The sequence below is a fragment of the Nitrobacter sp. MLSD-S21 genome, from assembly GCF_058809865.1.
Map to the genome: position 1 here is coordinate 130,205 of NZ_JBXASZ010000001.1, position 13,011 is coordinate 143,215.

Here is a 13,011-nt window from a genome sequence, read left to right on the forward strand (position 1 = left end):
CAGGCCTTCCTCAATTAGTCGTTCGATAGGTTAGGCGCTTCCCAACGATACCTTTAAGCGCGATGTCAGCGCGCGCCACATCGTCAATGCCCAACTTGACGCGGTTGTTGTAACGGAAATCGAATTCCGCAAGATAACGATGCAGATGCTTCTCTTTACAGTGCTGGTAGTTACCCTTCATGCCGCGCTTGAAGATAGAGAACACGCCTTCAATGGTATTGGTGTGAACGTCACCGCGAACGTATTCTTTGGCGCTGTGCTTCACGGTTTCGTGCGAAGCGAACGCGGTCCCAACCTCAACATAAAGGCGGCTTTCGTCGGTGTGCAGACGGGTCTCGTGAGCGATATTCTCAGCGACGATCTTCGCCACGGTGCTCTTATCGGCGTTCTCAACGTGGAATGACCGGACCTTACCGCCGCGCTGTACAAGTGAGACAATTGCGCGCTTGCTTGATGGGCCGGTACGACCACCCTTGGTGAAGGGACGCCCCTTTCGCTGCGGCGACATCTTCTTTTCCTCGGTCGGGCCGAAGTAGGTTTCGTCAGCTTCAACTATCTGGCCAGCGCCGCCCATTGGTGCAAGATCGCCGTCGCGCATCGCCTCTCGGATGCGATGTCCCATGAACCACGCGGTCTTGAGGGACACGCCAAGAATGCGGTGGAGTTGGTTCGCACTCATGCCTTTCTTGGAGGCCGAAAGCAGCGCAACAGCCTGAAGCCAGATGTGCAATTTAACGTGGCTGGACTCAAATACGGTGCCGACCTTTACGCTAAACTGCTTACGGCAGGCGTAGCACTTGTAAACGCCTATCCGGGTGCTTTCGCCTTCCATTTTCGAACTGCGATCCACAACCCCGCAATGCGGGCAGGAGCGGCCATTAGCCCAAATGCGCGCCTCAAGATATTTGTAGGCAGCGGCTTCATCGTGGAAATGCTTGGCGGATAGGACGGAAGTCATGGCTCAACCTCTTGATTGAGCTAATCCTACCCTAGAAAAGTGGGTCCGTAAAGTACAATATTGGGAATATTATCCAAAACCGTTCCTTGGCGATACCTTCGGCTTTCAAATTTTACCGAAAAAATGCTATCCCCGGGTAGAGAACAACCTCTAGGATATGTGATTATTTTCCTAGAGGGGCCTGCTCCATGCTTTTGACCTATCCGTCCACTCCACCCACATCCCGCCGGCGGTCGCGAACCTCGGCAAGGCTGGTCTGTCACGATATCGCGCGACTGGTCGCCGGAGAATTTGGTCTCGATGCTGCGGCGATGATATCGCCGACCCGCGGCGCGCCGCACGCCGCCTATGCCCGACAGGTCGCCATGTATCTGGCGCACGTTGGTTTTGCGTTGAGTTTCGAGGCAATCGGCCGCGCCTTCGATCGTGATCGCACCACGGTCTCGCATGCATGCCGCGTCGTGGAAGATAGCCGCGATGACCTCAGACTTGATCGCCGGCTCGCAGCGCTCGAAGCGATGTGCACGGTTTGCGGCGAACGCCTCGACGGACCATCCGATGACGGCATCTAATCGCGGCAGTAGTAAATCGTCGCGTCGCCCGAAAGAGCGGCCGGTTGAAATCGTGGACCGGTTTCGCGCGCAGCATCTCGCGCTCGCCGAGCGCGAGATCGTGACCGACGCAGGCATTGCGACCGTGATGGCCAACGACAGCGAGAGCCCTCTCGCCTGGCTGGCGCGCCGTAAGGGTCGCGATGGACGCGCCATGATCAGCCCCAATCAGTTCGCGGCCGGCGAAAGATTGCGCGCGGATTTTACGCGGGGGAATCTCACGCCGCGGGTGACCTCGAACTGGTCGGCGCCGACCGGAGGGCGCGGGTCCGGAGCCGGCGCCTGTGAGATGACCGATCTGATCGTTGCTGCGCGGCAGCGCGTGCGGCTGGCGCTGGAAGCATGCGGACCGGAATTTTCCGGCTTGTTAATGGACGTCTGCTGCTTTCTTCGCGGTCTCGAAGATGTCGAGCGTGAACGCGGGTGGCCCCCGCGATCGGCGAAAGTCGTGCTGCAACTGGCACTGGACAGGCTGGCGAGGCACTACGGTCTCCACGCGCGTGCAGAAACGAGCGCCCACGTCCGGACGTGGCTGGCAAGCGATGCAAGGTTCACGAGCGGTTAGAGCGTTTTCGAGCGAAGTGGGATCGCGCGTCGTTCGCGCGATCCGCATTTCCTCTTGCCCGAAATTCGAAAGGCGAAAACCAGCCTCAGGCTGCGGCAGCCAGCGCTTCGCGCGCGTCCCTGCGAATGCGCTCAACCATCGCGCGCAGCCCGTTGGAGCGTTGCGGCGTGAGATGCTCGCGGAAGCCAAGGCCGTCGAAGACGGCGATCGCGTCGGTGTCCAGAATGTCCTGTGGCTTCCTGCCGGAAAAAAGCGTGAGCAGGATCGCAATCAGCCCGCGCACGATATGCGCGTCGCTGTCGCCGACATAGGTCAGCACCGGGTGGCTGTCAGCGCCGCGACCGGCTTTGAGCGACAGCCAGACCTGACTGGCGCAGCCCTGCACCTTATTCGCCGCGGAGTGCTCGGCCTCGCTCATGGGCTCAAGGGTGCGTCCGAGTTCGATGACGTACCGGTAGCGGTCGTCCCACTCTTCCAGAAGCTCAAAGTTGTCCCTGATCTCGTCGATCGTCGTCATCACGGCTCATGTGTAATGTGTCCCAGCCGACTAATATAAGGCCATGGAGACATAAAATCGATATGGACCCGGCGATCTATGGGAATTGTTCCCTCGGGACGGTTTTCGGAGCAGCGAGACGCCATTCCGCCTGCAGATCCTCCGGCGTCAAGGTGTCATGCTGCACGTCGCCGGAATCCGCCGTTTCGACGGAGGGAACGCCGTCGATCGACCCCGTATGGTCGGGAGGGCGTTTCTCGGTGATGATCCGGTAGAGCTTTCTCGCGCCGTCCTGCGCGCGCTGGCCGATTGCGGAGGCAGCCTGGCCCCCGACCTCGCAGACGCCCGGCTGACGTGTGCAGAATTGACTCATATCCGATACGGCGGCTGTGGCGGCCGATACAGCGTCGGAAGCCCCAATCTTGGGTGCCTTGTTCGCCTCGGGCGCCTCATCCCTCGGCAGCAGCACGAGCACGAGCCCGAGCCAGAATGCCATGCGAAGCAGGAAAAACATGTCGCGTCCCTATGCGTTTTTGATCTTCGTCACGTTGCGTTGAATTCCGCAATCTGTCCTTTCCCTATCAAATGGTCCTGAATCCCCCGTTTGCTCGACGCGTCCGGGCAAACAAAAATCCCGCAAACGGCGGCAGAATTTGATTCGGCGTAAATTTTCGATTGATGCGTGTGCGAAACGCGGTCGCCAGACGCGACGCCGATCCTCGGCGTCGTCCGTATATGGTGGCGGAAACCTTGCGTTCACCATTCGCACCGATGAAGGCGTTGCAAGGCGACAAAGAGCCATCCGTGTGTGCTGTTTCGTGACGCAGAGAGCTGCACTTTAGTGTTCGCTTAAGTTCACTCTGACACGTTGAACCCACAAATGGAGGCGTTCCGGCGCGTCGGATACGACGTCAGCTGAAGCGCAAGCAACGTGACCGCATTGACCATTATCCAGGACCGTCTCGACGCGTTGCTGCATCCATCGGCGCGATACGACGCGTTGACGCGGGCGCGGCATCGAACCTTCATGGGGCCGCGGCTGCTCGGCAGCCTCGTCGCGCTCGCGGCGTTTCCGATGTATCTGGCGATCCGCGGTGCACCGACGGCACTGGAAGTGGTGGCTTTCGCCTGGCTCGTCGTGCCGATTTTGTTGTCCTATTTCCTGTCACGCACCGGCCGCTACGAAGGCGCCCACGTGCTGTCGTCGATCGCGCTCGCCGGTCTCGTCATGATGATCGCGCTCCCGACCGGTGGGATTGAATCGTTCGCTGCCGTCTGGCCCGTTGTGATTCCGCTGGAGGCGGCGCTGTCCGCGTCCCGCCGTGTCGTCGCCTTCGCCGCGATGCTTGCAGTGTCGTGCGTGCTCGCGCTGATCGCGATGAGTTATTTTGATGTTTTGCCACTGCCCGATGCCGGCGTGGCGGCGCATAGTGTTTTCATGGCGTTCGGTATTGCGTCCGCCATGCTTTATGCTGCCGGAGTGGCGTTTGGTTACGAAGCGCTGATGCGTACCGGCGCCTCACTGCTGAACGTCGAGGAAGACCGTTATCGCCTGCTGGCGCGCCACATGTGCGACGTGATTTCGCGTCACCGGCGCAACGGCGCCGTGCAGTTTATTTCGCCGGCCGCGGAAGCCCTGCTTGGCGTGCCGGTGTCGGAGTTACAGGACCATGGTCTGTTCGATCGGGTCCACGTCGCTGATCGCCCAGCCTATCTTACGGCGCTCGCGGCGGCTGCACTTGGCAAGGATGCCCAAAGCGTCGAATTCAGACTCAGGCGCGACGTCGCATCTGGTGCGAAATCAGAGGCGCGATCTTCGGGGGATTTCATATGGGTGGAAATGCGGTGCCGACCGCTTGAGCCGTCCTCCTTGGCCGAACCCGAAGTCGTCGCGGTGATGCGGGACGTCACCGACCGGAAGCAGCAGGAGCACGCGCTGGATATGGCGCGCACCACGGCCGAACGTGCTGACGCTGCCAAGACACGGTTTCTCGCGACAATGAGCCACGAACTGCGAACGCCGCTCAATGCCATCATCGGATTTTCAGAGATGATCGTTCAGGAAGCGAGGTTGTCGCTCGATGCCACGCGCCGCAAGGAGTATGCCCAGCTCATTAACGACTCCGGCCAGCATCTATTATCGGTGGTCAACAGCATTCTCGATATGTCGAAAATGGAGTCCGGGAATTTCGAGATATTGCCCGAGCCGTTCACGCCGCGCGAGGTGCTGCTCAACGGGAGCAATCTGCTCGCGCTCAAGGCGCGCGACAACGGTATTGAACTGGTCACGCGCGTTCCGGAAAATTTGCCGCAGATGATTGGCGATCCGCGCGCGTTCAAACAAATCGTTCTGAATCTGGTATCGAATGCCATCAAATTCACGGAGCGGGGCGGCCGCGTCACGATCTCGGCCCGCGTCGAAGGATCGCGCATGGCGCTGCGTGTGATGGACAACGGCGTCGGCATCGCGCAGGAAGATCTTAAGAGGATCGGCGACCCCTTCTTCCAGGCGGGGAAGACCTATCAACGACGTCAGGAAGGGACTGGACTTGGATTGTCGATCGTCAAGAGTCTGGTTGTGTTGCACCAGGGCGAGATCGATGTGCAGAGCAAGGTACAAGAGGGGACCACGGTAACCGTCATGTTGCCGCTGATACTCGTGCCCGACGCGGAGTCGTCATCGAATAACATCGCGACGCTGACGCCGGCCTCCCGCTCCGGCAAGCAGGATCAAGATTACCGGGTGAGGAAGAGTGCCTAGAAAAATTGTTGAAGAGGGTGTGATGCGGCCACGCCGCCGCAGCGTGGCAACCAGGAAGAGCGAAGTTGACGAGGAACGCGGTCTCGCGATGCGCGTGCTCCTGCATAGCCCGAAAGATCTGGTTGCCGGGTGCCTGGCTTTTACCGCCATCGGTGCGATCGTCACGAACGCCATGTTCCTGCAGGCCGGCCATCATCCGTCGCCGATATTTGGATCGGCTGTCACCATGCCACTGGTGCAACAGAGCAATCCGCTGCCGCGGCCTCGACCAGTCGAGGCGGATCAGACGGGGACAACAGAACAGCACGCGAGTGCGGGAGAAGCGCCCACCAATCCCGTCAAAACGACTGGGTCGCATAGCGATCCCGTCGCCGATCTTATCAATGCGAATCGCCGCGTCGCCGCCGTGCAGCGGATATTGACGGAATATGGCTATGGTCAATTTAAGCCGACAGGAACGGCCGGGCCCGAAACCCAGGCGGCGATCCGGAAGTTCGAGCAGGCTCGCCGGATGCCGGTGACCGGCCAGATGTCCGATCGTCTCGTGCGCGAGCTCGTTGCCCTGACTGGACGGCCGATCGATTAGACTACAGCGTTTCGAGCGAAGCATATCCTCGGGCTTGACCCGAGGATGAATGACCTGTTCGTGTAAAGAAAGCACGTCAAAACAAAAAGCTAAAGGCCCGGCTTTGATTCATCAAAGCCGGAATAGTTTTAGCGAACCCCTTTGTTGCGTGGACTCCCGCCGCCTTTTCACTTCTCCTCGTCGGGAAGAGGTCGAGAGTTATCGCACCCCGTAACTTGCCACCCGGATGCCGCCAAAAATCGCAAGGCCCGGCGCAAGGAACCCGGTCGGATTTTGGTAGCGGGCATCAAAGAGATTATCGATCCGCCCGAATACCTTGACCTGGTCATTGACGGCATAGTCGCCACGCAAGTTCACCAGCGTATAGCCCGGCGCTACAATTCCGGAGATTGAACCGTCGCGGGTGACATCAATCCAGTCGTTGACGCGGAGCACGGTCGCCGACAGTGTCAATGCATCGAGGGGGAGCCAGGTCGCGGTTGCGCTCCACTTTTCCTTCGGTCGGCGCAGCAGCTGCATGCCGGTGGCGGCATTGACGGCACGGGTGAAGGTGTAATCCGCGCGAATTCCGAAACGCTCGGTGATCTGTGCCGAAACGAAAGTTTCGGTGCCTTCGGTCGTCGCGCTGTTCACGTTCACCAACGATGTGAACGTGGCATTGTAGTCGATCAGGTTGGTGATGTCGTTATGGAAGTAAGTCGAGCCGAACCGCACACGATCGTTGAACAGAGGTTGCTCGAAACCGGCATCGTAGCCGCGGCTATCTTCCGGTTTCAGGTTGCGATTGGCGAAGAAATTGAAGGTTGGAAAGTCCCGGAATAACTGGCTCAGCGAAGGCGCCTTGAATCCCGTGCCGTAACTTGCTTTCAGTTTCGTTTCCGTGATTGGAACAATGATCGCCGGTGCGACCCGGTAGGTCATACGCTCGCCGAACAGGTCGTTGGAATCTTGGCGGACATTCGCAACGAGGAAAAGGCGGTTCGCGAGAGCTGATTGCAACTCGATGAAGCCTGCCTTGTTGCCGTTCTTGGCGGCAAGATCGGTGGTGTCGATGCGATCGGTCTGATGCTCGGCGCCGAAGACCAGATGGTTGTCACGCGCAATTTCGGCCACCGTGCGCCAGTCAAACTTGAGGCGCTCGCCCGTGGTGGTCGTGACCGGACTGCCGGGACCTGCGTCGTAGCCTCTGCTGTTGGTGTAATTGACACCGAAGTAGCTTTGGACGCGCCCATCGAACAGAGACCACACGGCTTCTTCGCGGTTGAAGAGTTGCTGGACGGCGTGTGTGCTCTGGGTGGCGTTGGGCGTGCTTGGAAATCCACCGTCGCCCGTGAACAGCAGCATCGCGTCAGTATAGCGGACCACCGAATTGACGGTCAGATTCTCATTGAGATCGACGCCGAGCTTGGTCGAATAGGTCATGTTGTCATAGTTGTTTCCGATCGCTTGCCGTCCGGGCGGGAGAAGCTCCGGCGGTGTGACAGGAACATCTCCGGCATGGAGATGGGCGACGTTGACCGCGTAGTTGAAGTTCTTTTCGGAGCCGCTCAATCCGAGCGTCTGGTTGAACGTTTTGAACGAGCCGGACTCGATTGACGCGGTGGCGCGCGGCGGACCTTCGCCCTTTTTTGTGATGATGGAGATCACTCCGCCGATTGCGTCGGAACCATAGAGTCCGCTTTGCGGGCCCCGAAGAATTTCCATCTGCTGAATGTCCGCCGCAAGAAGATGCGCATAGTCGAATGCGCCATTCGCGTTGCCGGGATCGCCGATGTCGATTCCGTCGAGGATCACCTTGGTGTGGTTGGCGTTCGTGCCTCGCATGAAAACCGAAGTCTGGGCGCCCGGTCCGCCGGCTTGCAACACATTCAGACCGGGAGCCGTCCTCAGGATATCCGGAACGGTGCGGTACTGCTGGGTCTGTATATCCTTCTCGGTGACGATGGTGATGGAGCTTGCCAATTGCCTTGCAGGCGTCACCACTCCCGTGGGGCTGACCACGGTCGAACCCATCGTGCCCGGAACGGGCGTCTCAGTGACAGGAGGGTGTCGAGGAGCGGAGCGGGCCACACGGCGCGATCGCGACGCCGCGCGGTGAGATGGCGGCCGTGAATCTGTCGTTCTATCCGGCGGCGGCGCGATCCGGATCGGAGGCAGCAGATTGGGAGAGGCGGATTGCTGCGCGCACGAAGGCGTCGTCAGGCCGACCGATCCCAGCGAGGCGAGGACGGTGGAGGCAAGCAGGCTTCTGCGATAAACCCCGGACAAGGAGGAGGCGGACATGGAGGGAACCTCGGCAGGACGTCGGTGGCACGTCACAGCGAACGAGGTTTCACGGGAGCCTATGCCGGCGCCGATGAAGCGGATGTCTGTAGTCCCCGACTGACATCTTCGCGTGTGACCACGGGTTGACGGCAGGTCTCCTGGCTCGCGGGTCGTTACCTGGCGTCGCCTTCCCGGGGCCGAGATATCCCAGTGGCGTGTGACGCAGATTCACCGCTTACAGTTGCGGGGGCAGCCGTGGCGTTAGGATGATCCCGCACCACGTTCCCTTTTGATCTCCCGAGGGAGAACCGTCGCCGATCTGTTTGAGGGGGAACAAAGTCGATGTCAATCGACGGAGCGACTCAGCTACGGCTTTTCCTCGTGGCGTTGCATATCCGCAGCAACAAGTTGCCGCCGGCGAGATCTGCTTTGTCTGCATTCTCGAGGCTGTATGTTGCCGATGCGAGCAAGCCGTCGGGGCAGGCGGACTTGCAACCCTTCCTGCTCCGGGCGCGGGCGAGAACTATACGCTGCCGGTACCGGCGTTTGCGTCAGACCACTTCGCCCCGTGCTGCCGCGGCGGCGCTGCGGATCGCGTCCATGTTCGCCTTGTAGGACTCCATGGTGCCGCCCTTGAACACCGCGGAGCCCGCCACGAAGGCATTGGCGCCGGCGGCGCCAAGTTCGCCCGCAACGTCGGGTCCGACTCCGCCGTCAACCTCGATATCGATCGGCCGTCCAGCGATCATCGTACGCAAATCCCGAATCTTGCCGACCGCCGAGGAGATGAACTTCTGGCCACCGAAACCGGGGTTGACCGACATCACCAGCACCAGATCGACCATGTCGAGCACGTATTCGATGGTGGAGAGCGGCGTCGCGGGATTGAGTGTGACCCCCGCCTTCTTGCCGAGCGCGCGAATGGCCTGCAGCGAGCGGTGCAGGTGCGGCCCCGCTTCGACGTGAACCGTGATGTGATCACAACCGGCCTTGGCGAAGGCTTCGAGGTAAGGATCGCACGGCGAGATCATCAGATGGGCATCGAAGATCTTCTTCGTGTGCGGGCGCATCGCCTTGATGACATCGGGGCCGTAGGAGATGTTCGGCACGAAATGGCCGTCCATCACGTCGAGGTGGATCCAATCGGCACCCCCCTGATCGACGGCGCGAACCTCCTCGCCAAGCTTCGAGAAGTCGGAGGCCAGGATCGACGGTGCGATAACGAGAGGACGCGGCACAAAAGTCTGGGACATGAACGTTTCCGAAAATTTCTGCGGAGCTTGAGAGAGCCCCGCGTAACATGAGCCGCGTCCGGGGGCAATGAGCGGCGTTAGCACCGGGTCGGGGGACGGAACGCGAGCACGAGGATTCTCTTCATGACGTTTCTCCATTGCTGAGATGCGCGACAGTGCGCACGAGGAGTATCCGCCGGTCAGATTGTCTAAATCTATACTTGAAACTAACCTTAAATACACAAAATAATACAATTATTTACACTATACATGAATTACATGCCGTCCTCGGTGGCGGAAAGACCTATGCACGCCAGATTGGAATCATCGATCAAACCGGTCCTTCCATGCCGGCAATGCGTTCAGAAACGGAAGTGCTTTTGCTTCATAGACGCCGCGTGCGATCGCGCGAGCCACCGTGTTGGCTGCGATCATTCCGAGTTCGGTCAATCCGATGAGCGGATCGATTCGCTTGGCTCCGGTGGCGGCAGCGAACACGATATCGCCGTCCAGGGGAGCGTGAACTGGATAAATCGCCCGCGCGAAACCGGTTTGGGCGATGATCGCAAGCCGTCTGGCTTGCGGTTTGGTAAGCACCGCATCGGTGATGACGATGGCGAGCGTCGTGTTTTCGCCAGCGTTTGCTGTCCCGCCGCCCTTCAATCGCATCGCCAGCATCTCCGGCGTGAACGACGGCGGCAACCCGCGTCCGCCGTATTCGTCACCGGATTCAAATGGCGCCGCCCAGAACCAGGGGCCGTCTCCGACTGTGACGCTGCCGACCGCGTTCACCACGGCGAGCGCCGCCACCCGCACGCCACTTGGCGTGGCGGCCGAAGCGGAGCCGACGCCGCCCTTCAAATTGGCGGTCGTAGCGCCGAGCCCGGCACCGGTGCTGCCGAGTGCGAAATCGTTTCCCGCAGCCGCTGCGGCGGCGTAGCCGAGATCGCGATAGGGCGCAAAACGACCCCATTGCTTGTCGCCGCCGTTCAAGAGATCGAACACGACCGCGCCGGGCACAATGGGTATGACCGCGTCGCCGATCGCAAAGCCGCGCCGCTGTTCGGCGAGCCAGGCCTGAACGCCGCCGCCGGCCTCGATCCCGAAAGCGGAGCCGCCTGACAGCGCGAGAGCGTCGATCCGCTCCACCGTATTGACCGGGTCGAGCAGGGTGCTGTCGCGCGTACCCGGGCCCCCGCCACGCACGTCCATCGCCGCGACGACTGGGGTATCGAAAAGCACCGCCGTGACGCCCGACGCCAGCTTCGTGTCGTCTGCGTGGCCGACACGGACCCCGGAAATGTCGGTAAGAAGGTTCTTCATGGTTCGGTCTCGTTTGCGGCGATGGGAAACGGCCGACCGTCAGATGACGGCACGGGCGTGTCGGGGTCAATCGATCACGCCTGATCACAAATGTCGCGGAAGGAAGCGAAGCCCTTGCATCGTGGCGCGATGGTAGGGCAAGTAGCCGCATGATTCACGACGTTTCCTTTCCCGCCGCCATGGTCGCGGGCCTTGTCAGCTTCCTGTCGCCCTGCGTTCTTCCGCTGGTGCCGCCTTATCTGATCTATCTCACCGGCACTACCATCGAACACGTTTCTCACGACGAGACAGTGAAGGCCTCGAAGCGGGCCGTGATGCTCGCCGCGTTGATGTTTGTGTTCGGCTTTTCCACGGTCTTCGTCGCGCTAGGCGCCAGTGCGAGCTTCATCGGCAGCCTGATCCGGGCTTGGTCGGCGCAGTTGTCGATCGTTGCCGGCATCGTCATCATCATCATGGGCCTGCACTTTCTCGGACTGACGCGAATCGGCTTTTTGATGCGCGAAGGACGGCTCACGGCGCCGAAGCCGGTCGGGTTATGGGGCGCCTATGTGATGGGGCTTGCGTTCGCGTTCGGGTGGACGCCGTGCATCGGGCCGATCCTGGCGGCGATCCTGTCGGTGGCGGCGGCAGAGGACACCGTCGTGAAGGGAGCGGGTTTGCTTGCGGTGTATTCGGCTGGGCTCGGCCTTCCGTTTCTGCTGGCGGCATTCATGGTTGAACAGTTTTCTTCGCTGCTCAATCGGATGAAACGTCATCTCGCTAAGATAGAGCGTGGAATTGGCGTACTCATGGTGCTGACCGGCATCGCGTTTCTCACCGGAACGATCTCCAACGCTAGTATCTGGCTGCTGGAGACCTTTCCGGCGTTGCAGAATTTCGGATGATTGGACGAGACACCTGGCTTTACTCTCGCTCGGTAGGATGACGCGCGCAGTCTTCCCCGCGTTCGAGGGGACGATGCCAAGGATGAGATGAATGTCGCGGCTCAGATGGCGGGGTCGATCTCGGCATAGTTGCCCTTGTCGTCCCATTTGTAGATGACATAGCCCATCTGCTTGATGTCGCCCTTCGCATCGAATTCCAGCTTGCCGAGAATGGTATCCCACGCGCCTGCCTTGATGACTTTCATCACCTTCATAGGATCCGTCGTGCCCGCTTTGGCAGCGCCCTGTGCCCACACCTGCATCGCCGCATAGGTGTAGAGCGTGTAACCTTCTGGATCGACGCCCTTGGCCTTGAATTTCTCGACGATCGCCTTGGCTGTCGGCTTCTTGCGCGGGTCCGGACCGAAGGTGAACAGTGTACCCTCGGCAAGAGGGCCGGTAATGGATGCGAACTTCTTGTCGTTCATGGCGTCGCCCGCCATCAGGATGGTCTTGAGGCCCTGATCACGCATCTGGCGCAGGATTAGTCCGGCCTCCTGATAATAGCCGCCGACGAAAACCAGATCGATGCTGTCGCGCTTCAGCCGCGAGACGATGGAGTTAAAGTCCTTGTCGCCCTTATTGTAGGACTCAAACATCTTCTCCTGAAATCCGGCCTTGTTCAGCGCCTTCTTGGTCTCGTCGGCGAGGCCCTTACCGTAGGTTGTCTTGTCGTTAAGGATGGCGATGTTCTTGCCTTTGAAGTTTTCGACGATGTATTCAGCGGCGGCGACGCCTTGCTGGTCGTCGCGGCCGCAGACACGCAGCACGTTCCACAGCTTGCGTTCCGTGAACAGCGGGTTGGTCGAGGCCGGCGTGATTTGCAGTACATTGCCGTCGGCGTAAGCTTCGGAAGCCGGAATAGATGACGACGAGCAGAAATGCCCGGCGACGAACGGAATACCCCGGCTTGCGATTCTTTCAGCGATGGAGCGCGCTTGCTTCGGTTCGCAGGCATCGTCGCCGATGAACAGCTTCAGCTTCTTGTTGAGCACGCCACCCGCATCGTTGGCATCGGCAACGAACTGTTCGGCGCCGTTCTGCAACTGGCGGCCGAAAGCGGACTCGCTGCCCGTCATCGGGCCGGCCACCGCCACTGTGATATCCTGGGCGAAGGTCGTGGCCGAAAGCGCCAGCGAGGCGAAAAGGGTCAGACCGATCAGCTTCAATGATTTCATTCGAGCAGTCCTCGCGGAGGCGGATCAGGTGCCATGTTTGCCATTGTGCAGGCATTGTCCGATGATTTGCGGTCGGTGTCATGGACAAATTTCGAGCGCCACTCCGTGACCGC

At 60.2% G+C, this 13,011-nt stretch carries 12 protein-coding genes and 1 riboswitch; of the genes, 5 read left to right on the forward strand and 7 right to left on the reverse strand.

Annotation, left to right across the window (positions count from 1 at the left end; translation table 11 throughout):
• Positions 1-10: 10 nt before the first annotated feature.
• A complete protein-coding gene (locus AC1RT6_RS00570; RefSeq protein ID WP_079447265.1) occupies positions 11-958 on the reverse strand; it encodes an IS1595 family transposase in 948 nt (315 codons plus the stop codon).
• A 188-nt stretch (positions 959-1,146) separates the two neighbouring features.
• On the opposite strand from AC1RT6_RS00570, the gene AC1RT6_RS00575 reads away from it, so the two are divergent.
• A complete protein-coding gene (locus tag AC1RT6_RS00575; RefSeq protein ID WP_472790240.1) occupies positions 1,147-1,530 on the forward strand; it encodes a helix-turn-helix domain-containing protein in 384 nt (127 codons plus the stop codon).
• Positions 1,517-2,134, forward strand: coding sequence for a DUF6456 domain-containing protein (locus AC1RT6_RS00580; RefSeq protein WP_079447263.1), 618 nt, complete (start codon positions 1,517-1,519; stop codon positions 2,132-2,134). Before AC1RT6_RS00575 ends, AC1RT6_RS00580 begins: the two co-directional genes overlap by 14 nt.
• An 85-nt stretch (positions 2,135-2,219) precedes the next feature.
• On the opposite strand, the gene AC1RT6_RS00585 is transcribed toward AC1RT6_RS00580, so the two are convergent.
• Positions 2,220-2,651 (reverse strand): SufE family protein, encoded by a 432-nt coding sequence (locus AC1RT6_RS00585; protein WP_079447262.1) that lies wholly within the window; start codon positions 2,649-2,651, stop codon positions 2,220-2,222.
• Positions 2,652-2,727: 76 nt separating this feature from the next.
• Entirely contained in the window at positions 2,728-3,144 is a 417-nt protein-coding gene (locus AC1RT6_RS00590; RefSeq protein ID WP_079447261.1) for a DUF5330 domain-containing protein, read from the reverse strand.
• Positions 3,145-3,570: 426 nt separating this feature from the next.
• On the opposite strand from AC1RT6_RS00590, the gene AC1RT6_RS00595 reads away from it, so the two are divergent.
• Together AC1RT6_RS00595 and AC1RT6_RS00600 are read left to right on the forward strand one after the other, a co-directional pair.
• On the forward strand, positions 3,571-5,391 hold the full coding sequence (locus tag AC1RT6_RS00595) for a sensor histidine kinase (RefSeq protein ID WP_493029246.1): 1,821 nt from the start codon (positions 3,571-3,573) through the stop codon (positions 5,389-5,391).
• A gap of 22 nt (positions 5,392-5,413) precedes the next feature.
• Positions 5,414-5,977, forward strand: coding sequence for a peptidoglycan-binding domain-containing protein (locus AC1RT6_RS00600; RefSeq protein ID WP_079447258.1), 564 nt, complete (start codon positions 5,414-5,416; stop codon positions 5,975-5,977).
• Positions 5,978-6,175: 198 nt separating this feature from the next.
• Here AC1RT6_RS00600 and AC1RT6_RS00605 read toward each other — a convergent pair whose 3' ends face one another.
• The 3 genes from AC1RT6_RS00605 to AC1RT6_RS00615 form a co-directional block, all read right to left on the reverse strand.
• On the reverse strand, positions 6,176-8,260 hold the full coding sequence (locus AC1RT6_RS00605) for a TonB-dependent receptor plug domain-containing protein (RefSeq protein ID WP_079447257.1): 2,085 nt from the start codon (positions 8,258-8,260) through the stop codon (positions 6,176-6,178).
• Between the two features lie 113 nt (positions 8,261-8,373).
• A riboswitch (cobalamin riboswitch) is annotated at positions 8,374-8,568 on the reverse strand.
• Positions 8,569-8,793: 225 nt separating this feature from the next.
• A complete protein-coding gene (gene rpe, locus AC1RT6_RS00610; protein ID WP_079447256.1) occupies positions 8,794-9,495 on the reverse strand; it encodes a ribulose-phosphate 3-epimerase in 702 nt (233 codons plus the stop codon).
• Positions 9,496-9,798: 303 nt separating this feature from the next.
• The gene (locus AC1RT6_RS00615; protein ID WP_079447255.1) at positions 9,799-10,797 is read right to left on the reverse strand and encodes a P1 family peptidase; all 999 of its coding nucleotides are present in this window, start codon (positions 10,795-10,797) and stop codon (positions 9,799-9,801) included.
• 149 nt (positions 10,798-10,946) lie between these two features.
• Between AC1RT6_RS00615 and AC1RT6_RS00620 the strand changes: the two genes are divergently transcribed.
• Positions 10,947-11,681, forward strand: a complete 735-nt coding sequence (locus AC1RT6_RS00620; protein ID WP_079447254.1) for a cytochrome c biogenesis CcdA family protein — start codon at positions 10,947-10,949, stop codon at positions 11,679-11,681.
• A 101-nt stretch (positions 11,682-11,782) separates the two neighbouring features.
• On the opposite strand, the gene AC1RT6_RS00625 is transcribed toward AC1RT6_RS00620, so the two are convergent.
• Positions 11,783-12,898 (reverse strand): branched-chain amino acid ABC transporter substrate-binding protein, encoded by a 1,116-nt coding sequence (locus tag AC1RT6_RS00625; RefSeq protein ID WP_079447253.1) that lies wholly within the window; start codon positions 12,896-12,898, stop codon positions 11,783-11,785.
• Positions 12,899-13,011: the final 113 nt, after the last annotated feature.

Bases quoted from the DNA above. Each gene is read 5' to 3' on its own strand.
- AC1RT6_RS00590 (WP_079447261.1), bottom strand. From the start codon at position 3,144: ATGTTTTTCCTGCTTCGCATGGCATTCTGGCTCGGGCTCGTGCTCGTG.
- AC1RT6_RS00575 (WP_472790240.1), top strand. From the start codon at position 1,147: ATGCTTTTGACCTATCCGTCCACTCCACCCACATCCCGCCGGCGGTCG.
- AC1RT6_RS00580 (WP_079447263.1), top strand. From the start codon at position 1,517: ATGACGGCATCTAATCGCGGCAGTAGTAAATCGTCGCGTCGCCCGAAA.
- rpe (WP_079447256.1), bottom strand. From the start codon at position 9,495: ATGTCCCAGACTTTTGTGCCGCGTCCTCTCGTTATCGCACCGTCGATC.
- AC1RT6_RS00625 (WP_079447253.1), bottom strand. From the start codon at position 12,898: ATGAAATCATTGAAGCTGATCGGTCTGACCCTTTTCGCCTCGCTGGCG.
- AC1RT6_RS00615 (WP_079447255.1), bottom strand. From the start codon at position 10,797: ATGAAGAACCTTCTTACCGACATTTCCGGGGTCCGTGTCGGCCACGCA.
- AC1RT6_RS00570 (WP_079447265.1), bottom strand. From the start codon at position 958: ATGACTTCCGTCCTATCCGCCAAGCATTTCCACGATGAAGCCGCTGCC.
- AC1RT6_RS00585 (WP_079447262.1), bottom strand. From the start codon at position 2,651: ATGACGACGATCGACGAGATCAGGGACAACTTTGAGCTTCTGGAAGAG.
- AC1RT6_RS00620 (WP_079447254.1), top strand. From the start codon at position 10,947: ATGATTCACGACGTTTCCTTTCCCGCCGCCATGGTCGCGGGCCTTGTC.
- AC1RT6_RS00605 (WP_079447257.1), bottom strand. From the start codon at position 8,260: ATGTCCGCCTCCTCCTTGTCCGGGGTTTATCGCAGAAGCCTGCTTGCC.
- AC1RT6_RS00600 (WP_079447258.1), top strand. From the start codon at position 5,414: ATGCGGCCACGCCGCCGCAGCGTGGCAACCAGGAAGAGCGAAGTTGAC.